This window comes from Chryseobacterium oleae, from assembly GCF_900115055.1.
GTDB classification, from domain to species: Bacteria; Bacteroidota; Bacteroidia; order Flavobacteriales; family Weeksellaceae; genus Chryseobacterium; species Chryseobacterium oleae.
Map to the genome: position 1 here is coordinate 515262 of NZ_FOVD01000001.1, position 23033 is coordinate 538294.

At 37.6% G+C, this 23033-nt stretch carries 16 protein-coding genes; 9 read left to right on the forward strand and 7 right to left on the reverse strand.

The window, feature by feature from the left end; translation table 11 throughout:
* Nucleotides 1–11: 11 nt before the first annotated feature.
* From BM143_RS02340 to BM143_RS02350, 3 genes are all read right to left on the reverse strand, one after another.
* Nucleotides 12–1439 carry a SagB family peptide dehydrogenase gene (locus BM143_RS02340; protein WP_090022563.1) on the reverse strand — a complete coding sequence of 476 codons (1428 nt, stop codon included), beginning with the start codon at nucleotides 1437–1439 and terminating at the stop codon, nucleotides 12–14.
* Between the two features lie 22 nt (nucleotides 1440–1461).
* Nucleotides 1462–3702 (reverse strand): TOMM precursor leader peptide-binding protein, encoded by a 2241-nt coding sequence (locus BM143_RS02345; RefSeq protein WP_090022565.1) that lies wholly within the window; start codon nucleotides 3700–3702, stop codon nucleotides 1462–1464.
* Between the two features lie 214 nt (nucleotides 3703–3916).
* Nucleotides 3917–4270, reverse strand: coding sequence for a hypothetical protein (locus BM143_RS02350; RefSeq protein WP_090022568.1), 354 nt, complete (start codon nucleotides 4268–4270; stop codon nucleotides 3917–3919).
* A 534-nt stretch (nucleotides 4271–4804) separates the two neighbouring features.
* On the opposite strand from BM143_RS02350, the gene BM143_RS02355 reads away from it, so the two are divergent.
* The 3 genes from BM143_RS02355 (at nucleotide 4805) to BM143_RS02365 (ending at nucleotide 8979) form a co-directional block, all read left to right on the forward strand.
* The gene (locus BM143_RS02355) at nucleotides 4805–5941 is read left to right on the forward strand and encodes a helix-turn-helix domain-containing protein (RefSeq protein WP_090022570.1); all 1137 of its coding nucleotides are present in this window, start codon (nucleotides 4805–4807) and stop codon (nucleotides 5939–5941) included.
* Between the two features lie 102 nt (nucleotides 5942–6043).
* A complete protein-coding gene (locus tag BM143_RS02360; protein WP_090022573.1) occupies nucleotides 6044–7540 on the forward strand; it encodes a serine hydrolase domain-containing protein in 1497 nt (498 codons plus the stop codon).
* A 5-nt stretch (nucleotides 7541–7545) separates the two neighbouring features.
* A complete protein-coding gene (locus BM143_RS02365; RefSeq protein WP_090022576.1) occupies nucleotides 7546–8979 on the forward strand; it encodes a serine hydrolase in 1434 nt (477 codons plus the stop codon).
* A gap of 69 nt (nucleotides 8980–9048) precedes the next feature.
* On the opposite strand, the gene BM143_RS02370 is transcribed toward BM143_RS02365, so the two are convergent.
* From BM143_RS02370 to BM143_RS02385, 4 genes are all read right to left on the reverse strand, one after another.
* Entirely contained in the window at nucleotides 9049–9567 is a 519-nt protein-coding gene (locus BM143_RS02370) for a DUF2911 domain-containing protein (RefSeq protein ID WP_090022579.1), read from the reverse strand.
* A 25-nt stretch (nucleotides 9568–9592) separates the two neighbouring features.
* A complete protein-coding gene (locus BM143_RS02375; protein ID WP_090022582.1) occupies nucleotides 9593–11284 on the reverse strand; it encodes a sodium:solute symporter family protein in 1692 nt (563 codons plus the stop codon).
* 100 nt (nucleotides 11285–11384) lie between these two features.
* Nucleotides 11385–13889 (reverse strand): PIG-L family deacetylase, encoded by a 2505-nt coding sequence (locus BM143_RS02380; protein ID WP_090022586.1) that lies wholly within the window; start codon nucleotides 13887–13889, stop codon nucleotides 11385–11387.
* A gap of 339 nt (nucleotides 13890–14228) precedes the next feature.
* A complete protein-coding gene (locus BM143_RS02385; RefSeq protein WP_090022590.1) occupies nucleotides 14229–14900 on the reverse strand; it encodes a hypothetical protein in 672 nt (223 codons plus the stop codon).
* Nucleotides 14901–15050: 150 nt separating this feature from the next.
* On the opposite strand from BM143_RS02385, the gene BM143_RS02390 reads away from it, so the two are divergent.
* From BM143_RS02390 to BM143_RS02415, 6 genes are all read left to right on the forward strand, one after another.
* Complete coding sequence (locus BM143_RS02390; RefSeq protein ID WP_090022594.1) at nucleotides 15051–15563, forward strand: AAA family ATPase; 513 nt, start codon at nucleotides 15051–15053, stop codon at nucleotides 15561–15563.
* A gap of 152 nt (nucleotides 15564–15715) precedes the next feature.
* On the forward strand, nucleotides 15716–16753 hold the full coding sequence (locus BM143_RS02395; RefSeq protein WP_090022597.1) for an SIR2 family protein: 1038 nt from the start codon (nucleotides 15716–15718) through the stop codon (nucleotides 16751–16753).
* 19 nt (nucleotides 16754–16772) lie between these two features.
* The gene (locus BM143_RS02400; RefSeq protein WP_090022600.1) at nucleotides 16773–17876 is read left to right on the forward strand and encodes a putative phage abortive infection protein; all 1104 of its coding nucleotides are present in this window, start codon (nucleotides 16773–16775) and stop codon (nucleotides 17874–17876) included.
* Nucleotides 17877–18063: 187 nt separating this feature from the next.
* Entirely contained in the window at nucleotides 18064–19188 is a 1125-nt protein-coding gene (locus BM143_RS02405) for a helix-turn-helix domain-containing protein (protein ID WP_090022602.1), read from the forward strand.
* Between the two features lie 149 nt (nucleotides 19189–19337).
* Nucleotides 19338–20384 carry a serine hydrolase domain-containing protein gene (locus tag BM143_RS02410; protein WP_090022605.1) on the forward strand — a complete coding sequence of 349 codons (1047 nt, stop codon included), beginning with the start codon at nucleotides 19338–19340 and terminating at the stop codon, nucleotides 20382–20384.
* A gap of 96 nt (nucleotides 20385–20480) precedes the next feature.
* Nucleotides 20481–22883, forward strand: a complete 2403-nt coding sequence (locus BM143_RS02415) for a hypothetical protein (protein WP_090022609.1) — start codon at nucleotides 20481–20483, stop codon at nucleotides 22881–22883.
* Nucleotides 22884–23033 lie beyond the last annotated feature (150 nt).

A 23033-nucleotide genomic window follows, 5' to 3' on the forward strand; every position in this document is an offset into this window, starting at 1 on the left:
GTCTTTTTAATTTATAGATGGTTTCCTAAAATAAATTCTCCAACAGAACTCTCCTGCAGGACCGTTTTTTTCGTAAGCCTGCCGAGCGTCTCAATATTCCCGTTGCCTATCGCGCAGGCGCCCAGACCGAGGTCGGTAGCCACAAGGTATAAGGTCTGGAAAACCACGCCGACATTTTTAAGGATAGCGGCGTACGCCATATTTTCATACTTCCAGAACATACGTTCAAAATCGGCGGCGAAGGTAATAACGGCGGGAGGTAAGTGCTCACTACCGGTACAGGCTCTGGCATACCACATCATGGTATCGGTATCCTTATTTTTACGCTGCAGCAGGCATAACTTATGCTCAAACGAATTGTATTGATAAAATCCGGGTTCGAGTCCTTCACATTCGTAAATGGTTATGTAAAAAATAAGTTCGTACATACTACCTCCCGAAGGGTAAGGCGCGCTTAATGTTTCTATTTCCCCGGTATCACCTGCCGCGTTGGCTACCTGGTAAGGGCGGCTCCCCTTGATGTGCAGGCACCGGTACAACAGCTTACTCAGCAAATCGAGATCGAGCCCGTTAAAGGTGCGGGTAGAATGTCTTTGTCCCATACAGTGATCCAGTGACTGCGATATGTGCCTTTCTTCCGGATCCGGTACAGACAGATAAACTTCCGACAATGCCCCTGCTTCACCCCTGCCTGCCTTCTTGGGAGGAATACGGTTTATAAATCTATACGTCGCTCCCAGATTGTAATTATGTCTTCCGTACCGGGTGCGGGTATGAAACAGCAGGTCGTGAAAACTCCATAATTCCTCTGGGGATGGCGCGTTGACAACAGGCTCAAATTCCAGGAAGTCGCCTGTATGGAGCAGGGTAACAAAAGCTTCAAGGGCAGATGCACTCATTTGCTGCTTCCGGCTTAATTCCCCAGTGGTAGTAAAAGCAGACAGTAGTGAAGTAAGCCCCAGAATACGATGATCATAGATAAGGATCCTGGCCTGGCCAAGCGCTGATTCCAATAAAAAATGGGCTCCTTCACGGCGGATAAAGGCAAACTTTGAAAGCCGGAACCGTTGGGAGATCTGATCCGTACAAAAAACGGTGGCTCCAGTCATCTGTTCATAACTGCAAAAAACCGTACTGTCCTCCACTAATGTGTAAGCCAGGTAACCCGCTTTTTCCAGTCTGTCGAGGTGCAGGTTAAAATGGTTTAACCCATTATAGCCCTCTTGTTCGAAAGCAATACTTCCCAGTTCTGTTTTTGTATATGTATTATTTTCCAGGAGCTTTAACGCAGTACAGGTAGAGGGACGGATATTTTCGATCATGAAAAAATTTCCCTGATTACTAAATAGCAGACTATCTTGCCCTTTTACCTCGACCCGTGTGTTCTGTTTCAGTGAGAGCTTAAGCTGTGTGGACTTCTTTACTGTGTTATGTTCCATGGTTATCTGGATTAAAGGTTGATTAAATAAAGATGGAAATCGGGTTCAGTTCCGACTCATTTAAAGGAGCCGGAAGCCAGCCCATTTTTACGGGCACATCGTATATACGGCCACCGGCATACCTTGCCCAGAAGTGACGTAAGCCCGGCACCACAACCTTTACCACATGCAAGCCGATGTCTGGCCTGGTTTGATCAAGGATGTGCATATCGAGTCCCATCTTTTTCACAACCTCAACACAATATTCAAGGTCATTTTTTATATCTGTAAACCGGGGAACGGCAAAGCTATCCGCAGTGCTTTTCGGTCGTCGCGTATCGGGTGAAAGATAAGGCTGGTTTTCCAGGTTTGCCGTTTGCCACCAATGTACGGTTTCCGGATCGTCGTACCGGTATTGGCCCGGTGGCAGGCTTTCATCCATAGAGGGCATCATTTGGTTCAGCTCGGTGAGCGCCCGTCGCAATGCTATGCTTGGGTCAAGGTGCGCAGCAGGGGCAAATACAATGTCCTGGCAAGTGGTACGGTCGTTGCGGGCAGAGATGGCAATAAACGCAGGAATACCGCTGTCTCCGGTGAGGTCTAGCACCCACATATCCCTGTTTCTGCTTTTGTGATAGGCCTTAAGTTTAAGTGCATAGTCATCGTTAAAGCTTTCCAGATCAAGTTCCGGCATCTTCAGCTTGTTATACCACCATATCGCTACACTATCCCTTTCTATAAGTTCCATGAAGCCTTGTAGCACCGCTTCTTCGAGTGTATTTCCTGCAGCACATCCGTTAGAATCCGGTGCGCAGAAGAAATGTTCACCACCGTTGTCCGGGTGGCTGTAATAGCAATAAGCAGCAGGCAGATAGACAACTTCATTTCTTGTAACGGACCATAGCGGGCTCCATTCGATAAGAGCATTTTCATCCAGAGGCAGTGGCACTACGTTAAAGAAGCTTTCGCGGGCATTCCACAACTCCATATCTGCTATTTGCTTTTTACTGAAAAGCATACAGTCATTGGGATGGATAGCCTTATCGCCAAGGGCTTTAAAACTGGTGAGATGGCGTGGCTCGTCTCCCCTGTAAACGCCTGAGTAACGTTCAATGGCTTCGCCGATTGCACTTACTTTGGCTTGAATCTCTGTAACGCCTTTGCCGCAACTGTTGCTTCGCAGGTTCTTTCGCAACGATTGCAGGTTATTGGTCTTTATCGCCATATTTTGACCGGAAATGAATACATGTTGAAGTACATCATCTCCGTTTGTAATACGTTCCAGTTTATTGACAATACCGGTTATCGGACTGATGAGGTGTTTAAAACGGTTATAGGTTTCTTCAGCGGTTACGGACCGGTGACCTCCGTCTATAAAGCTTTTCGGGCTTGATTGAAATTGAATATTTTCGGGTATCCTGTCTGTATCGGGTGTGCCGCATACTCTACATTGCGGCCTCCGCACAACTACGTGTTTATTGGTTTCCAGTGTTCCGTAGTGAATCGTCACCATTTTATTTTCCAATTGCTCGTTATGCCCCAGCACGATAAATTTCAAAAGCTCAGTCAATGCTGTGCTGAGACTTGTATCGATCGTTGAGGGTAAACTGCTGGCTGCGACGAGAGGGGTATTAATTTTACCAGTTTCTTTCAGGTAGACTTCTACGTCCCGGTTGGCTATAAGGCGTTGTATCAAACAGTCAAAACATGCGGTCTTGCCAGGTCTGAATATGGGTCCAAGCCAGATTTCTATCCCATTGGGTTTACAAATCAGGAAAGGAATGTTTTGATACCATAATTCTCTGGCCTTTTCAAGAACGCCGTCCTGGAGGTAGTCATCCGTTAAGATTACGGCAAGGTTTTCCGCCTCCCCGACAACAGGAAGCCCTCCGGCATTCATCTGTCGGATAAAATTGCTGCTTTCGGCGGTACCATAAGTATAGATGCGGACGCGCGCCTGCTCCTTATTTTTCTGTACCACAGTTGCTTCTACACCGAGAGAACTCCAAAATGCAGATTCGGAAACGCTTAGTTTGTGCTTGGTTTCAAAAATATATTTTTTCTCTTTCAGTACGGACAGTACATACAAAACCTGCTGTGCATCAACCACACCATCGAGATGCTGAATAATGTCGTCCACACTTTTGACACCGTCCAGGTACCTTGCCACCTGGATAAGCGACTTGCCGGTCAGTAATTGCTGGCCGAATTCCGAACTGAGAATAAGCTTGTCGTCTTCTACCACTATCGGGTGTATATGATCTTTAAATTTCGGGATACGCATGTTGATCTCTTTTATCAGGATAAACGATTTTTCGGGAAATGGGAGGATAACTAAAATAGCCTTATGTCTATCAGTAGTCCAGCCCGGTCATTAGGGGTGAATCCGCTATAACGGGAACCGGATCCCGGTCCCCGCTATACCAGATCTTTTGGAATAAGCTTATCTAAACCGGCTCATTGATTTTTGCACGGAATGATGTTTATTCAAAAATGTTTTAGCTGCAAGAATTTGTAGATGCGCTAGATACGCAACTTACACAAGATGGTACAGTAACACATGTACTTGATGTGCTTTGGCAGCTGGCTGCAGCAGCCGTTGCAAGGGATTCATCTTTAATTTCTTCGTTAACCTGTGGTAAAAGCAGGTAAACATCTGTACTGGTGCTGTTAGGGATTTCAGAATTCGCAGGGGAACCTACGATAACGTGAATTTTCATACCCTCGGGGATTTCCATACCCGCGTCAGAAAGTACTCCGTTCGGGTTGTTTACATACTCGCGTGCAAAATCAGGGTTTGCCTGTGCCTTTGCTGTCACTTCGCTGATGACTCTTACTGCTTGGTTTTCCATTGTTTTAATTTTTTAGTTAGAAAGTTTGTGATTGTGAAATTCCACGTATTAAAGGTACCTGGAATACGTAGATAGACATTATGTAGAAATACTGGTTTTATACAATGGGTATTTATACTGTAAATATCACCTGTTTAGGAATTATTGTATTTATATAAAGGATTTTTCCTTACCTAATGGCAAATCAGGAGCTTTTACAAATCTGGAAGAGGGCAAAAGCAAGTGTTCATTCTGCGCAGCTTTCCCTCAGCTATGCAAGCAATACTCTATGAAATTTTAGTCTCAAAGAAAATTACTTGATAAAATTTATTTATTACAAGTCCGAGATTTCGGATTAAGTGTAAAATTTGGAAAGATTTTTCCACTTTTCTTTTTGGATGTTCTACCTTTCCTCTCCAGCGAATTACTTTAACTATTTTAAAATAAATCAATTGCATAATATTGGCTAGGAATATTTTTAATATTTGGATAAAATCATTTATACTTTTTTAAGCTTTCCTATTTAAATATTAAATTGCACCTACTTAAAAAACCATGGACAAATACAGCTTTTTGGAAATAGCAGCATTTACAGGAATATTTTTGGTGCTGTTTCTTGCCTTATTTTTATTGACTGTAAAAACGAAGCACAAACTTGCCAATTGGCTTCTTGCTTTTTTTCTTTTTACAAATGCCGTAGATGCTTGTAAATTTTTGATGCGTGATTTCCCCGTTAATTTCATCAACCTCGAGGCTTTTCGTTGGAGCATTAACTATTTGGTTCCAGCATCGTTCTATTTCTATGTATTGTCCGTTTGTTTTTCCAAATTTCGATTACAACCGAAACATTTATGGCATACCATTCCGTTTATTGCTTTCAATTTGTATATGACGTATGGGATTTATATTGAAGACAGAGCTTCTAAAGTGAGTTTCATCAACGCTTTGAGCGAATCACCTATCATGCAATTTTTTCATATTCTTTTCGAGGTTTTATTTCAAGTTTATTTTATTGCTTCATTTTTGGTGATCAGAAAGTCTAAAACCGTCTATCTCGAGAATTATACAAATCCAAATATTTCAATCCTAAATGCACTTTACAAAATAACAATTCTATATTATGTCTTACATTTTTTAGTCCTTATAAGATGGTTGGTTACTTTTTTCTTTGGTTCAGGTGAGATCAGAGCATGGATTGTAACCCTTGATGGCTTTGCTTTTTTCTTTTGTACGTGTTGGTATCTATTTGTTGCGTTAAACAAACCTGAATTTTTCAGAGGAGTCAATTCTCAATTGAAACCTATCGTAAATATGGTTCCGAAACAAAAATCTTCTCCTGCAGTGGATGACGAAAAAAATAAGCAAATCCTAGCTTTAAAAGAATTTATGATTGAAAAAGAACCTTATCTCGATTCTTCATTAACGATTCAGGATTTGGCAGAACAATTAAAAATGCCAGTAAAAGATTTGTCGGCTTTGATTAATCTGTATATGAACAAGCATTTTTTTGATTTCATTAATGAATACCGGATCGAAAAAGCAAAGGAAGTATTGAAAGATCCTCTGCAAAAAGAACTCACTATTTTAGAAATTCTTTACCAAGTTGGTTTCAATTCCAAATCGTCGTTCAGTACTTCTTTTAAAAAATATACCGGAACAACGCCAACAGATTTCAGAAAAAATCCAAATTAATCCATTCTTTTTCTAAGAAATGGGTTCGACTTTTTTTTAGTCGGTCGCGTACTGAGGCATTTTAAAGCATCTTTGCAGCAAATTATAAAATCAGAATCGATAATGAAAAATTTCCTGCTTGCATTTCTCGTGCTTTTATCTTTGAATACTTTTGCACAAAAATTCATATCCAGTTCAAATAAAGAAAAAGCAAAAAAAATCGATTTGATTATTGGCAAATATCACGACTACAATCTTTTTAACGGAAGTGCTTTGGTTGTTCAAAACGGCGAAATTATCTTGCAAAAAAATTACGGAAAAGCCGATATGGGTTGGAGTATCGGGGCGACTTCTGATACCAAATTCAGAATTGGTTCAGTAACGAAGCAGTTTACTGCAATGCTGATTATGCAGTTAAAACAAGAAGGAAAAATCAAGCTGGATGACAAAATAAGTGATTATCTTCCTTGGTTTAGCAAAACGGCAGGAAGCAAAATTACCATTCATCAATTGCTGACACATACTTCTGGCTTGCCAAATTACACGGATTTCCCTGATTTTAAAACTAAAATGGTTTTCGAAAATTTGTCTGGGAAAGATTTTGCTGTCAAATATTTCAAAGATAATTTAGGATTTGAGCCAGGAACAAAGCATAATTACTGCAATACGGGCTATTATCTATTAGGATTAATTATTGAGGAAATTACCGGGAAACCTTATGAAAAAGTTCTCAAGGAAAAAATATTTGATGTCATTGGAATGAAAAATACAGGGATTGAAGATTCAAAACAAATCATTTCAAATTATGCTCAAGGCTATGATTTTGATTACGATGGTTATCAAAAAACAGATTACATAAATATCAAGGCTGCCGTGTTTTCTGCTGGCGGAATGTACAGCACAGCAAATGATATGCGAAAATGGGACGATGCTTTATACACGAATACTTTGCTGAATGACGAGAATAAAAAAATATATTTCACGCCCAATTTAAGTGATTACGCTTACGGTTTGGTTGTTCAGAGACATCAGAATTTTTCAGGTTCGGGAAAAGATATTACAACAATGGCACATAGTGGCGGAATCAATGGTTTTTCCTGTAATATTGCCAGAATTCCGGAAGACAAAATATATGTGATCTTGCTTGATAACACCAGAGCAGGAAAAAGAGGCGGGCAATTGGAAGCCGTTATCGATGATGTCTTCGGAGTTCTCTACAATGCTAAAGTTGATTTGCCTAAGCCATTAATTATCTTCGAAGTTTATAAAAAAATGAAAGCAGAATCAGTAGAAAAAGGAATTGTTTATTTGAAAGAACTGAAAAAAAACAAACTCGATTCTTATAATTTTACTGGTTTTGAAAATGAATTGAATAGATTAACGTACAAGTTTTTGGGTGAAGGAAAACCTGATGATGCCTTAAAAATTATTGATTATGCAATTTCAGAATTTCCAAACTCGTCCAATATTTATGATACACGTGGCGAGATTTATTTCATTAAAAAAGATTATCATGCTTCTAAAAAGGATTATCAGAAAACGTTGGAACTGAATCCTACTAATGATAATGCTAAAGAAATGCTTTCAAAAATCAATCAAATTCTATCTTCTAAAAATTAATTAAAATGAAGAACCTATTTTTCTTATTATTAACAACTGTTTTATTGACAAACACGCTTTCTGCCCAAGCCTTAAATAATTCCCAAGAAACAAAAAAGATCCCTCAAAACTCGCCTGAACAAAAATCAGAAATCAATCAAATTGATTCCTTAATGACAAAATCTTATGAAAGAGGTTTATTCAATGGAAATGTCCTTATTGCTAAAAATAATAAAATCATCTATCAAAAATCATTTGGTTTTACCGATGAAACGAAACAAACTAAATTAAATAACAAGTCAATATTTAACATCGGCTCTATTGCAAAGGAATTTAATGCTGTTGCCATCATGATTTTAGTTGAACGTGGTCTTCTTAATCTTGATGACAGGGTATCAAAATTTAATTTAGGATTACCAAAATGGGCAGAAAAAGTTTCTATACGTCATCTGATTAATTATGCCAGTGGTATTCCTCCAATTGAACGATTAAAACCGGAAAATGATGCGGAGGCGTGGAATATTTTGAGAAGTACTGACAGTCTACTCTTTGAACCGGGAACGGGTTACAGGTATGATAATGGCAATGTCTTTTTGCAAAGAAGAATTATTGAAAAGGTAACCGGAATGTCTTTTCAGCAATTTGTCATTAAAAATATAGTTAAACCTTTAAAAATGACCCATTCAGTATTTGATCCAACATTTGACTCTAAAAATAGAACCTCTTGTTATGATTTTGACAATATCCGATGCCCGGAATTGAAATTTATTAGCGGATGGCTTTGGGTAGATATCAATGATCTGTATCAATGGATTGAAGCAATGAATTCTAATCGTTTAATATCCAGAGAATCTTTTCAAACGCTGTTGAATAATCCATACGCAAAAGAAGAAGGCGGATCACTTGGCAGATATTTTGAAAAAGAAGACCTACAAAGACACAATGGGGTTTCTTATAAATTTGAATCCATTTTTCTAAACGATTTTAAAAATAAGATAACGATCATTCTAGTGTCCAATAACCTCAACAGAGTTTGGGATTTGGGACATTCTATTCACAACTTAATCTTAGGAAAAAAGTACGAAATTCCTAAAAAATCTATTTATCAGGCTATAAGAAAAGAATCTCTCAACGATGTAAATAAAGGTATAGGCACTTACGATTTACTCAAAAAAAATTCTGAAAAAGAATATAGCTTTGAAAACCCGGGAGAACTTAATAAATTAGGATATGAGCTATTAAGACTTGGGAAAATCAATGAATCCATAACAATATTTAAATTGGCGACAAAAGAGTTTTCTAAAGATCCCAATCTATTCGACAGCTTGGGAGAAGCCTATTATACAAATAAGCAATATGATTTAGCATTAGAGAGTTATAAAAAAGCAATAAGTCTTGGTGGAACAAACGGTAATGCTGAAAAAATGATTGATAAAATCGAGAAAGAAATAGGAAAGTAAAATTTTCAAATCAAATTGCAAACAAAAAAAAAATCCCGTTTTAACGGGATTTTAATTTCTTATATTTACTTATTTGATCTCTACAGGAACTGAGATTTTATCCCAATCCATGGTGAATCCATTACTGTTTACTTTATACACTAAAGTTTCCTGTGTTGCTGGTAAAGCTTTTGTTTTTACATCAACACGTAAAGCATCTTTAGATCCTTCGTATTTATAAGCGCCCCACTGTTTCGGCTCTTTGTTAAAAATCACAGTCCACGTTCCCGCTTTTTTAGGGATTAAGAAAAAGCTGTATTTACCTGCTGGTAGCGGTTTACCCTGAACGGTAATATTTTTATCCGTTTCGAAAGTAGTGGCTTCATTGGCACCCGCACGCCAAACTTTATCATAAGCTTCTAAACCACCCCAGATTTCACGCCCTTTTACAGAAGGACTGCTGTAGGCTATGGTAATGGTTGCATCTTTAATTTTTCCCGTAGCAGTAGCCGGAGGACTGGCAGGTTTTTTAGTGTCCTGTGCAAAAGCATTTACTGACATGGTCATTACAGCAAAAAGTACGGTAGCAGATTTGATCATTGTTTTCATAATATTTTTGTTTGTTGTTGTTTGTTTACGAATTTACTGCTTTCGGCTTATAAAACAATAACCCGATTGCCGAAAATATAATAACGGCCGCTGCCCCAATGACATTGAGCCATAGGAAAGAAATGATATCGAATTTATAAACGGCAATAACCGTAATTTCTGATAAAATAGCCGCAATAAATACAATCGGACCGGTGATTTTTTTATAGTAAAAGGCGACCAGAAAAATCCCCAATATCGGGCCGTAGAAAAGAGAACCTAATACATTCACCGCTTCAATTAGGGAACCCATTTGAGTCGCAAACATGGCGACTCCTATTGAGAAAATACCCCAGGCTAAAGTATGCAGACGGCTGTACCTCAATTCGGTGGCATCATCAGGAATTTCTTTTTTAAATATCAAATGAACATCTTTTAATGAGCAGGCGGCAAGTGAATTCAGCGCTGCGGAAATGGAACCCCAGCTGGCCAGAAAAATAACGGCAAACAGTAAACCGATCATTCCTACAGGCAAGGTGTTTTTTACAAAATACAGGAAAATGTAATTGGTGTCCGTTTTCTCCGCATTATAGTTGGAATGATTGATCGCTTCCTCTACCCTTCCATGCAATGCCTTTACCTGGGTTTGTGTGTTTTTGAAATCCTTAACCGCTTTATTAAGTTGAGGAGAATGAGCTTCTTTCAGCTTTAGAATTTCTTTCGATTCTGCATTAAATTTTATCTGTAAATTCTGATGTTCTTTTTCAAAAACGGCAGCCTGTTCAGGTTGTGTTTCCTTTAAATGTTGATAAGAGCGTTCGTTAAAATAAATAGGAGCCGGTTTTAGAGAAAAGAAGGCAAAAAGCAGGGCACCAATCAGAAGAATAGCAAATTGCATCGGAATTTTAACCAACCCATTCAACAGCAAGCCCATTTTTGCATTGGTATTGTCTTTCGCAGTAATATACCTCCCAACCTGACTCTGGTCCGTACCGAAGTAAGAAAGGGCCAGAAAAAAACCACCGATCAGCCCGCTCCAAATATTGTATTTATCTTTCCAGTCGAATTCTGTGGTGATGACATTGAGCTTTCCGGATTTTCCCGCCAGATAAAGCGCATCATTAAAACCAATTCCATTCGGCATATTCTGAATAAGCAGGTATCCTGCAAAAGCCATGGTTCCGAGAATAATGAGAAACTGTAATTTTTGAGTGTGAGCGATCGCTTTTGCTCCGCCAACGTAGGTGTAAATCAACAGAATACCACCCGTTAAAACATTGGTTAAATAAATATTCCAGTTTAAAACGCTTGATAAGATGATACTCGGAGCATAAATGCTGATTCCCGTTGATAAGCCTCTGGAAAAAAGAAAAAGCAGTGAAGTAAGCACCCTTGTTTTTTTATCAAAACGGTTTTCTAAATATTCATAGGCTGTATAAACATTTAAGCGCTGAAAAATCGGAATGAACGTGATGCAGATCACAATCATCGCCAAAGGCAAACCAAAGTAATACTGTACGAAACGCATGCCGTCTGTATACGCCTGACCCGGTGCCGAAAGAAAAGTAATGGCACTGGCCTGTGTAGCCATAATCCCTATCAACACAATGTACCACGGCATTTTATTATCTGCTTTCAGGTAGGATTCGTTGCTTTTCTGGCCACGACCGATGAATACGCCGTAAACCACCACTGCAACCAGTGTAACAATAAGAACTGTCCAATCTATAGTACTCATGCCCAGAATTTAGTAAACAAATAATAAAATGCGATCTGCAATACCAATGCAACCGCCAAAAGTATGTACCAGGTATTCCAATTTTTAAGTTGATTATTCATTAGTTTTTCTGTGCAGATAAAAAGTTAAAAAATAAACGTGCCGCCCCAACATTTCCCGCAGGCAGCTGTCTGAAAAAGGCCAACGGTGTATAAATAAAATTACCCTTCCCGTATTTAGCAGATAAAGTGGATCCCTTCAGTGGTTCTTCATCTGTATCGTGCATTTCAAAAAGCGGTTCATACGCTGCATCCCATTGAGCCGGGAAATAAGCACCGCGTTCCTGTACCCAGCCTTTAAAATCATCCGCAGTAATTTTGTTGGGAAAGTTCAGTAGTTTATGATTGGGATTTAAAAACGTAACCGCAGCATTTTCTTCGGTAACCCGTTTATTGGCAATACTGAAACTGTACATTCCCAATTGGTCAACGGTTGTATCCTGGTTGGTGTTATACTGCATCACCAAATTACCTCCGGTTTTTACATAAGACCATAAAAAAGGCATCCAGCGGCCTAGTTTTTTCTCTGTGTTGTTGGCACGCACACCCAATACGATGGCATCATATTGCGATAGCTTGTTTTGACTACCATTTCCGCCGGTTTCATCTAATTTACCATAAAAATCTTCGTCTTTCAAAACATCTACCTGAATACCTGCAATGCGTAGGAACTCAGGAATAAAATCGCCCGCTCCTTCTATATAACCCACTTTTTTAACCTTCGCCTGAATATCACCTTTCATTACGGTAACAGTGGCGGGGGTAAAATATTGTAAGGAGGATAAATGCGGGTATTGAATTAATACTTGTTTTTTATTATAAGTGACTCCATCTGCAATAAAATTGGCATCCAATTGTAAGCGGGATGACTGTATTGCAGCAAGCTTAGTTTTTGGAATAACATAATCGATGGTCGTATCTTTTCCATTGAGCGAGCTTACATCAGCGCCGCCTAATCGTTCTCCGTTATACATCAGGTTTACTTTACCATTACTGAACTTTTTGCCAGAGTTAGCCTTAACATTTAAACTCAAATGCAGATCTTCATTTTCTTTGACCACATAAAGCGGTTGCGTAAATTTCAGTTCCAATGCAGGAACAATCCGCAAAGCTTCGACTACATCACCACGCACAGGGTCTAATTTCTTGAAAGATAAAGGAAGTTTAACCTGAAAATTTTCCGAACCGATTTTTAAACCAACCCAAACATTCAGTGGTGATTCTGCCTCAGGTAAACCGACTAAAGTATCATTCGGAACAGAGAAAGTGGCTGCGTTCGTGGGAGATTTGGCCAACCAGTAAGGTTCTGTAAGCGCTGCATCTGCAGGAATCTGAATGTCATGCTGAATGGTAATTAAAGAATCTTTTGACAGTTTTCTGTTAAAGCTTTCTGACTGACTTAACCATTTTACATTGTCTAAAACGACAGGATTTGCAGCTCTTGAAATCAAATTTAACCTGAAATTATAATGCTCCCCGGCAACAGCTTCAGCCTGATTGGAAACCACCTCGCCCATAAATCCGGCACAGCTTAAAATAATATGATCAAGGGATTTAAGTTTGTCATTTTTTAGCTCTGCATCTTTTAGCGCCATGACCTTCTTTCGCAAAGCAAGCAAAGCAGGTAAGCTGAGGTCAGGATTATTGAAATTGAAAGCGGAAATAATTTGATCTAATGATTGATCAATATCACCGTTTCCCTTTGCAGACCAGGTTTTAGCTACTCCGTCAAAAAGTGTTGTTTTTGCAGGTTCGCCAGTAACGTGGGCAAAATATTCAGTTCTGATGCCGGCTACAGACTGTGTTCCTGCACCCTGGCTTTTATGTAAACTTCTGCTTAATCCAGCCAATTCACCATAGCCCATTCCCAATTGTGCATCATATTGCCCAACGGTAACTTTCAATTGATTTTCAGCGGTCGTATTGACTCCTCCAAATCGGAAAGTATTCCACAATACACGTTTTGGCTGCCATACATTGACATATTTTAGTTGATCCGGGAAAGCCGTTTTATCGCCTGCCAGCTTAAAAGCTTTTTCCGCAACAACAGCCGAAGCCGCATGTTGTCCGTGCCCTGCCGCAGCAGTAGGAGGAAAACGACAAATGATCACATCCGGACGGAATTGACGAATGACCCAAACGACATCTGCTATAATACTATTTTCATCCCATTGTTTAAAGGTATCGGTCGTATTTTTAGAGAACCCGAAATCAATCGCCCGGGTAAAAAACTGTTGGGCGCCGTCTAACTTTCTGGCCTCTAAAAGCTCATGCGTTCTGATTAAACCCAATGCAGCACCCTGCTCTGTGCCTAATAAATTCTGACCGCCATCACCTCTGGTTAAGGACAAATAGCCCGTTTCTACATTTTGGTCGTTGATTAACCAGGAGAGTAATCCTGTATTTTCATCATCGGGATGAGCCGCAAGGTATAAAACTTTAGGCAGCTGTTTAAGAGTTTTGAGCTCACGGTAAATTTCAGATGATTTTGAAGGCCTTACCTGCTGGGCCGAACAAAAAACCGTATAAAATCCTAGGATACATACAGTGCTTACTTTTTTAAACATTTAATTTTACTTTGCAGGGCAAATATAAGTAAATCATCTTTCTTTCAGACGTAAAAGAATCAGACTGTGAATTTCACAAAAAACTGGTTGTTTTTTTTATTAAACCACAAAAGTCACAAAAGTTTTTATTTTTTAAACACTTTAGTACATTTTAGAAAGTTTAAAGGAATACCGCACAATTAAGTTCACATAAGATGAAAATCTTTGATTTTCAAAAAACTTTAGTTTACTTCTTATTCACAAAGTATATAACTTAAATAGCTTAAGTGTTTAAATTTTGTGGTTAAGTTTAAACAGACTTTATCTATGAATTAGAGTTTCAAAGAGAACAAAAACTACTTATGTTTTTCTAATGGCATTCCGCGTAAGATAGATATAATTAAACATGCAAAATGTGGCTACCGCCCCAAACGTATGCCATAAAAAGTGTGTTCCGAAACTCAACCATTCCCGTTTATCAATGATCCGGAAAGTGAGTGCTAAAGCAAACGACAACAAAGCAAAACCTACCCATTTGCCAGCTTTCCATTGAGTATAGATCAAATAACGCAACACCGAAAAAAGCACAAATGAAGCCATGATTGCATAATTTAGGTTGATAAAAAGAGAAGTGTTATCTGTCAAAATCCAATTTCTTAAAGCCAACATCAGTATCAAATATGCAAGGACCATTACAACAGCATAATACCATCTGGTGCTCCGGGCTACAAAATAAAATCCGGCAGACAAACAGAGTAACATAATGGGCATCCAATCCATTATGATAAATACCGGCCATTGTCTGAATGCATGGTAAACAGTTCCCCCTATGGCACCAATATATAATAAAACTAAGCAGTAGGTTAAAAAAGGATATTCTTTAAAATTACCCTTTATTTTAAGGGTCCAAAAAATAGCTATGGCTAAAAATAACAGAGCAGTTATTGCATTGAATGGCTCAGGGAAAAACTGGGCCATATCTGTTTCTTTATATAACATGCCTCCGTCGGGAGGTATTTGGTTTATTGGCATTTTCTTTTTTTATATTATATTTATATACCTGTTCTAAATATAGAAAAATTATGGTATTAAATAGACTGGCAAAACACTATACAATGGACGCTCAAAAAGCAGGCACGAAAATCCCGTACCAGACTTTTGGATAATAATATAAACTGAAATATGAGAATTGCAATAATCGGTGCTCACAAAGTCGGTAAAACCACATTGGCAGAAGAACTTCTGGAGAACCTTCCCGGATACACCCTTGAAATAGAACCCTACTACCAGATGGAGTCTTCAGGGTATGAATTTTCAGAAGAACCTCATCCTGACGATTTTCTTGAACAATTTAATTATTCCGCCAACCTGGTCTTCAAAAGTGGAGATGATGTCATATTTGACAGATGTGTCATTGATATCTTAGCTTATCTTCATGTTCTTGATTCAGGTCGAAATATCCAGGTTCTCTTTGAAAAAGTTCAAACCATCATTGATGAAATTGATGTTTTTGTTTTTGTCCCTATTGAAGAACCCGATCTGATATCTAACCAGCAGATAGAGCTGCCAAAACTCAGGCATAAGGTTAATGACTTACTTTATGACTGGATTGAGGATCTTGGAATAAAGGTCATTACAGTAAGCGGAACTTCATCGAACCGAAAAGATCAGGTGCTGACCGGAATTTTATCCTAGGATCTGAGGCGGGCTTAGTTACCAGAAGTCGTTCTAATGTTTGAACATCTCAAAAATTGAGTGATGATACTAAAAGTTTGAAATTTTAATGTTTAGCAGAACTATTTAAGAAAAGATAATAGTTATTTTAGCTAAAATAAAAACTTTAACACATGACTACTCAAGATGAAATCGAAAAAGTACATGCCAGTGGAACGCATGTACTATTATTAGGAGCTGGTGCCTCATTTGCATCAACATTAAAAAATCCTGAAAAGAACGGTAAAAATCTTCCCTTAATGTGGAATATTGTTGATATTGTCGGTCTAAACGGTATCGTTGATCAGCTACCAGATGATTACAAAGTATTAAAGCAGGATTTTGAAAAGCTGTACAGTAAGATATCTGACGAAGGTAAGTTTCATGAGGAAAAAGAAGTTATTGAGCAAGCTGTTTACAGCTACTTTGAGCAACTTGATTTACCCGATGAACCAACGATTTATGATTATATGATCTTGGCATTAAGATCTAGAAAAGATATCATAGCAACTTTTAACTGGGATCCCTTTCTTTATAAAGCATATCTCAGAAATGGTAAATTCACAAAAAGCCCAGGAATATTGTTTTTGCATGGATGCGTCTCTTTAGGGTTTGACAAATCTAACGGAATAGTTGGACCCGCTGGAATGTACTCAAAAAAAACAGAACAGCTTTTTGAACCAACTCAGTTGCTGTATCCAGTTGATAAGAAAGATTATAATACCGATCCTTACATAAAAGGCCAGTGGGATTCTCTTGCTAGTCAATTGAAAATTGCGGAAAGAGTTACAGTTTTTGGATATTCAGCACCTGTTAGTGATGTTGAAGCAATAGATTTGTTAAGTAAAGCATGGGGCAATGTTGAAGATCGAGCAATGGAAGAATTTGAATTAATAGATATCAGAGAGGAAGATGATGTACGGAATGCTTGGGATAGATTTATACACTCTCATCATTACCATTATTGTACAGATTATTTTAAAAGTTCTTTAGCACTACATCCTAGAAGAATGGTTGAAAGCTACCGCCATTGGGCAATGCCGCTTAGCCCAGGTGAAATGTTTCAGGATGGAAATAAAGTGCCTGAAAATTTCCAGACACTTGAAGAGCTGTGGGAATGGCATTTACCATTGATAAAAGCTGAAGAAGAGTTTTATAATAATGCGGAATAATTGAATTAAAGATATAGCTTTGAAAACAAAAACCATAATTATCTTTTTCGTTGCTCCAGTAGTGGGAGTTCTTGGTGCTTTATTCTTGTATTATGAAGGACCTGAATTTGTACAGTCAAGATATTTCTATGATACAGACAGAGGGAACAGAGGTGCTATCGGTGATGCATTTGGTGGAACTGCAGGACCAGTTATAGCATGGTTTGCGTCGATTTTAACATTCTTAGCATTTTATATTCAATATGAAGCAAATAAAGATCAAAGAGATCAGTTTGCAAAACAAGCAGACGATATCGTTATCGAAAGGTTCGAAAATAGATTTTTCGAACTCATAAGATTGCATAGGGAAAATGTGGACGAGCAAAATATTCAAAATAAAATCCTAGGTCGAAAGGCTTTTACAACATATTATTTTGAGCTTAGATATATATACTTTGTTTTAGAATCTAAGCATGATGAATTTCCGACGGATAAAAGACTAGATAAGGAACAGTTAACTAATTTAGCATATTTAATTTTCTTTTACGGAATTGGTCATGTTAGTGACAGTGTGTTTTCACATATTTTACCCCAAATAAATTCACTGCAATTTTTTAAGGTTACAATTGAAAAGCTGGAAAAAGAAAAAAAAATGTATTCAGATTTTGCCCGAGACAAAGCCAGGTATGAATCTGAAAAAAAAGTAAAAAATACTAGATTAAAAGACTTAGAAGTAGAGCATAAAGGCAAAAAAGCAATTTTCATTCTTCACTATGAACCATTCACTGGACACGGAACCAAAATTGGTCATTATTACAGACATCTTTTTCAAACTGTAAAATATGTTGATTCTCAGGAACACAAAGTATTTAAGGATAAGGATAATAAGATTAAATATGAATATGTGAAAATATTAAGGGCTCAGCTGTCAAATTTTGAACAAGTTATATTATATTACAATTCAATATGTATCCTTGGAAACACTTGGATCTCAAATGGGTATATTAAAAACTACCACTTATTAACCAATTTACCTCTTTCATTTGCAGACTTTGGAATACAACCCGACAAAAAGTTTAAAGCAGAGATGGTAGCTGATCCTAATTTTTTTGATTGGGAAATGCTTAAAGATTCTTTTCATTAGACAAGTGGTATTGTTCGGAGGATTTTATTTGAGTTAAAGAATTTCTTACTTGGCTCAAGTGATAGTTTTCGGAATCTCTGCTCGTCCGAAGTCTCCCGACTTCCCACCCCAAAGCACAATATTTAAAAAATGATAACTAACAATCATTTCTCTTTATCACTTATATCCTATTTTTGTAAAAAAACTAATGGACAAACTAAGTTTTCTGGAAGTTATTGCTGCGATGGCTGTTTTTGTATCGCTGCTGCTTGCCGTATTTTTATTAACGGTAAAAACAGAAAGGAAACTGGAAAACAGATTATTTGCAGCGTTTCTTATCATTAATGCCATTGATATCAGTGGGCTTTTTATGCACCTTTTTGTGGATAGTTATAATCTGAAAGCTTTCAAAATATCTGCTTACTTATTGGTCATGCCGCTTTTCTATCTGTATGTGAATGCCGTCTGTTATTCTGATTTCACCTTAAAAAGAAAGCATTTACTGCATCTTATTCCTTTCATTGTGGTCAACTTAATTTTAGTTCCAAGGCTTTATCTGGCAGAAGGTGCCGCTAAAGAACAGTTCTTTACAACGATGTGGAACTCTCCTGAAATGTTGGTTTATCAACTCATCGGGGAACTGCAGTTTTTCTTTTATATCGTTGGCGTATTCCTTGTCCTTAAAAAATACAGGGAGATCTATCTTGAAAACTACACCAATCCCAACACGTTGCTATACAAATGGCTGTCTCAGCTTACCGTGATTTTCTTAGTCATCCATGTATGTATTATTTTTAAAAACATCGTAAGATATACCCAGCATAGAGATCTGTTTATCTGGCTGAATATTGTGGCGGGAACCGTGTTTTTACTGGCTGCCTGCTGGTTTATCTTAAAGGCATTAAATTATCCTGAGCTTTTTCGCAGAATTGATTCTACCTTACTGCCAGCAAAAGATTTTGCTGAAACGCTGGAAACTGAAAATAAAACCAACGAAACAAAAAGTTCTCAGATCGAACAGCTTAAAAAATTCATGGTTGAAAAAGAACCTTTCTTAGAGCCTTCATTAACGATTCAGGAACTGGCAGATCAGGTGAATATTCCGGTTCGTGAGCTGTCTGTATTAATTAACCATCACCTCAATCAGCACTTTTTTGATTTTGTAAATGAATACCGCGTTAAAAAAGCAATGATCCTTCTGAAAGATCCCGCGAAAAAAGAATATACGGTGCTGGAAATCTTATATGAAGTGGGTTTCAATTCAAAATCATCTTTTCACACTTCATTTAAAAAATATACCAACCAAACGCCAACAGCTTTCAGAAACAGTTGATAGTTAATTCATTGTAAATACTCGGACTCCGGATTGCAGATAATCGGACTCATTGTATTCATTAAAATGAGTCCTACTTTTTTATACGGACTTTTTTCAGGATTATCTACAGCATATTTGCATCAGAATATCAAATTAAAATTCTGACTATGAAATATGTGACCCTTATTTTATTTTTTGCCTTACTTGGGTGTAAAAGTGTTCAGCCCATCAATACACAAAATGTTGAACATGCGATTACAAAAAATGCGCTTCAGTTATTAGAGGACAAAAGATTTCATTCTGTTTCCATTGCCGTGCTTAAAGATGGACAATCCACCATAAAACATTTTGGAGAATTAACGATTGGAAAAGGAAACAAACCTAATGATTCTACCCTTTATGAATTGGCTTCCGTCACTAAAACTTTTACAGGTTATATAGCCGCTAAAGCCGTGCTTGATCAAAAACTCAATCTAGAGGATGATATCAGAATCTATCTTGACGAACCTTATCCCAATTTAGCATTTAAAGGTGAACCTATCAAAATAAAACATCTCATCACCCATACCAGTGGATTTCCTAATTTCCCAATAAAAAGCGAAAATAAAAAAGCCTTTTTTGAAGGATTAAAACTCATCAACATTGAAACGAAGCCCGGAGAAGTCTATTCCTATTCAAACACGGCTCCGGAGCTGACCGCCTATATTCTTGAAAAAGTGTATCAAAAATCTTTTGAGGAACTGGTCATTGAATTTGTTTTGAAACCCAACAACATGAATCAAACCAAGTTTACACTCAATGAAAATGACAGAACAAGACTTGTAAAAGGTTACAACGATAAAAACGAGCTCATGCCTAACTTCAACAGGACTTTATGGGGAGGAATTTCAGGATTGCACTCTACCACTACAGATCTCGTGAAGTATATGAAGCTGCAACTTGACCAGTCAAACCCTATTGTCAACGAATCTCATAAAAAACTATACAAAGAAGGTTCTGATTTTTGGGAAGGTTATCATTGGTACATCATAGAAAATGGTAATGGATTAATGTACAGACATCACGGAGGGATCTACGGAATGCAGAACTGGTTTGTGGTTTATCCAAAACAAAATATAGGAATATCCATATTGACCAACACCAGCTTTAATGAAACAGGAGAAATTTTAGAGAAAGTAGTGGATAACCTATATAATGACATCAATATAAACTAAAAATATGTTCTTTTTCTGAAATAAGAAACCAAATATCAATTCTCAAAACCTTTAAATGACTACATTAGCACTGAATTAAAATGCGCTAAGATTTCTATGAAAAATATATTCTTTGTATTGCTTATTTCAACGGTACAACCTGTACTGGCACAGACTAAATTAGAAAAAGCAATTACCAGTCTTGAGAATAATTATGACCAGGAAAAAGTATATGTACTTACCGATAAATCACAATATGCAGCAGGCGACAAAATATGGTTTAAAAGCTTTGTATTTGATGGATATAACCGTTCTGCACTATCTACTACTCTATTTGTAGAACTCTACAATGCTGATAAAAAATTAATAGACTGGAAAACGATACTTCTGACCAATGGTGAAGGCAGCGGAGATTTCCAACTGAAAGAAAACCTTCCTGAGCAGGTGTATTTTGTAAGAGCCTACACGCCTTACATGACCAATTTTAACGAAGATTTTCAGATGGTTAAAACAATTCCGGTTTACAATCCTGACTCCCCTGAATCACTGGTGATTGCTAAAAGCTCTGAATGGTCTGCAAAAGCCTTTCCGGAAGGCGGAACTTTCATTAACGGCATCCCTTCAAAATTTGCCGTTAGATTATCCAGCACTACTTCCCTGCCGGAAAACTGGACCGGAAAGGTAATCGATACACAAAATCCCAATGTTGCTATAACTACATTTAAATCCTTTGATAAAAACGTTGCCTCCTTTAAGATCACTCCCACTTCAGGAAAAAAATACCAGGTTATTATTCAGGACAATGCAGGAAAAACGAAAACAATAGATCTGCCAGCAGTTGCAGAAAGCGGCCTCAGCTTAGAAGTTTACAGTTCTAAAGAGGGCGTAAAATATACCTTAAAAGGCGTCAATTTAAAACAACAGCTTCAAAATTACAAAATTGTAGGAACGATCAATAACCATCTTGCCTACAAAGCTAATATCAACAATTTAACTAATGAAGCTACGAGTCTTATCCCTACCAAAATCAGCAATGGAGCCAACTGCATTTTGCAATTAGCCATTTTTGATGAGCAGGACAATCTGGTGGCCAAAAGACTTTGTTTTGTAAAACCCGGTCAACTAAAAATTGAAAAACCGGAAATTGTAGCCCAGAGCATAAAACAAACCCAAAGATCTTTTAACAGCATTGATCTTTCTCCGGAATCCTATTTTAAAAATTACACTGTTTTGGTCAGTGAGGATAACGGCACCCAGACTCCGGAAGAAGAAAATTTACTGAGCGGGCTTTGGCTAACGGGAGATTTTACGACAAGAATAGACAGCCCGGCGCAATACTTTTCTAAAAACGCCAATACTGAAGCTTTGGACGCACTTCTTATTTCTGAAAACTGGCAAAGGTTTGACTGGAATTCTGTCCTTACCGGATCTGTACCCGCTATTAAAACCAAATCTCCACAATATCTTTCTTATAAAATAAAGCCTATTAAAAATGGCGCTATGCTGATCAACTCCAATGTAAGCTTAATGCTGAAATTAGAGAATCATGAAGCAGCGCTTAATCAGTTTCAAACGGATCAAAACGGATATGCCTATTTAAATAATCTGAACTATGATGAACCTTTGAATGTGTCATTATTTGTCAATTCACAAGATAATAAAGAATCAAATACTGAGAATTTATTTGTCAATATAGAACCATTAGTCACTCCCACATCATTTAAAGGCAGTTTCCCCGGCACTAAATATACATTGGTAAAAGCCGGTGAACGTAAAACTGTTTCTGCAACCATTTCCAGAGCCATCAATACGCAGAAAAACAGTAAAAAAACGGCCAATGCAGACGTACAGATTGAAGAAGTAAAACTGGTAGGAAAAAAGACAGATCCAAAAGAAGACTTAGACAAACAACTGTCTACCGGAATGTTTAATTCCATGAACTCTACCATATTCGATTTCGTGAATGAAGACCAACATATTGCCGGGTCCAATAATGTATTAGACTGGCTTCAGGGAAGAGCTGCCGGCTTAACATTTCAAAGGAATAATTCAGGGGTCAATGTACCTTATATCCGCGGTCAGCAAGCTAAGCTTTATTTAGATGAAATCCTTTCTGATCCCTCCATGATAGCCACCCTTCCTGTAAACAATATTGCTATGGTAAAAATTATTAAAGGAGCAGGATTGGTAGGTGATGCAGTAGCCATCTATACGATGCGAGGGAATATGAAGTCTAAAAGTAATGAAAAAGAAGCGCCAAAGAACAACTCAGCAGTCATAAAAGGATATGACAAACCTTCGGAATTTCCTATTGAAATGCTGGATAATGACGATCCTTCAAAGAAAATTGAAAATGATACCCGGGAAACACTGTACTGGAATCCTAATTTATTCGACAGCGACTATGTTCCTCCAAGAATTAAATTCTTTAATAACGACAGCGCCAAACAATATAAAGTACTGATCATCAGTTTTGATGAAGATGACAATCTTTTGTATGATCAACAAATATTTAAATAATATATTTTTCAGTATGAAAAAGCCTTTCAGTTTTCCTGGAAGGCTTTTTTATTGGTTTTAAATTATAGAACCCAGCTACCTTACAAATCTTTTTTCGTTAAATCTTAAACTTTCTAAAAAAAACACTTTTTTAAATCATCACTCTAAAGT

Excerpts from the sequence above, each read along its gene's own strand:
- BM143_RS02340 (WP_090022563.1), bottom strand. The coding sequence starts at position 1,439 with ATGGAACATAACACAGTAAAGAAGTCCACACAGCTTAAGCTCTCACTG.
- BM143_RS02345 (WP_090022565.1), bottom strand. The coding sequence starts at position 3,702 with ATGCGTATCCCGAAATTTAAAGATCATATACACCCGATAGTGGTAGAA.
- BM143_RS02350 (WP_090022568.1), bottom strand. The coding sequence starts at position 4,270 with ATGGAAAACCAAGCAGTAAGAGTCATCAGCGAAGTGACAGCAAAGGCA.
- BM143_RS02355 (WP_090022570.1), top strand. The coding sequence starts at position 4,805 with ATGGACAAATACAGCTTTTTGGAAATAGCAGCATTTACAGGAATATTT.
- BM143_RS02360 (WP_090022573.1), top strand. The coding sequence starts at position 6,044 with ATGAAAAATTTCCTGCTTGCATTTCTCGTGCTTTTATCTTTGAATACT.
- BM143_RS02365 (WP_090022576.1), top strand. The coding sequence starts at position 7,546 with ATGAAGAACCTATTTTTCTTATTATTAACAACTGTTTTATTGACAAAC.
- BM143_RS02370 (WP_090022579.1), bottom strand. The coding sequence starts at position 9,567 with ATGAAAACAATGATCAAATCTGCTACCGTACTTTTTGCTGTAATGACC.
- BM143_RS02375 (WP_090022582.1), bottom strand. The coding sequence starts at position 11,284 with ATGAGTACTATAGATTGGACAGTTCTTATTGTTACACTGGTTGCAGTG.
- BM143_RS02380 (WP_090022586.1), bottom strand. The coding sequence starts at position 13,889 with ATGTTTAAAAAAGTAAGCACTGTATGTATCCTAGGATTTTATACGGTT.
- BM143_RS02385 (WP_090022590.1), bottom strand. The coding sequence starts at position 14,900 with ATGCCAATAAACCAAATACCTCCCGACGGAGGCATGTTATATAAAGAA.
- BM143_RS02390 (WP_090022594.1), top strand. The coding sequence starts at position 15,051 with ATGAGAATTGCAATAATCGGTGCTCACAAAGTCGGTAAAACCACATTG.
- BM143_RS02395 (WP_090022597.1), top strand. The coding sequence starts at position 15,716 with ATGACTACTCAAGATGAAATCGAAAAAGTACATGCCAGTGGAACGCAT.
- BM143_RS02405 (WP_090022602.1), top strand. The coding sequence starts at position 18,064 with ATGGACAAACTAAGTTTTCTGGAAGTTATTGCTGCGATGGCTGTTTTT.
- BM143_RS02410 (WP_090022605.1), top strand. The coding sequence starts at position 19,338 with ATGAAATATGTGACCCTTATTTTATTTTTTGCCTTACTTGGGTGTAAA.
- BM143_RS02415 (WP_090022609.1), top strand. The coding sequence starts at position 20,481 with ATGAAAAATATATTCTTTGTATTGCTTATTTCAACGGTACAACCTGTA.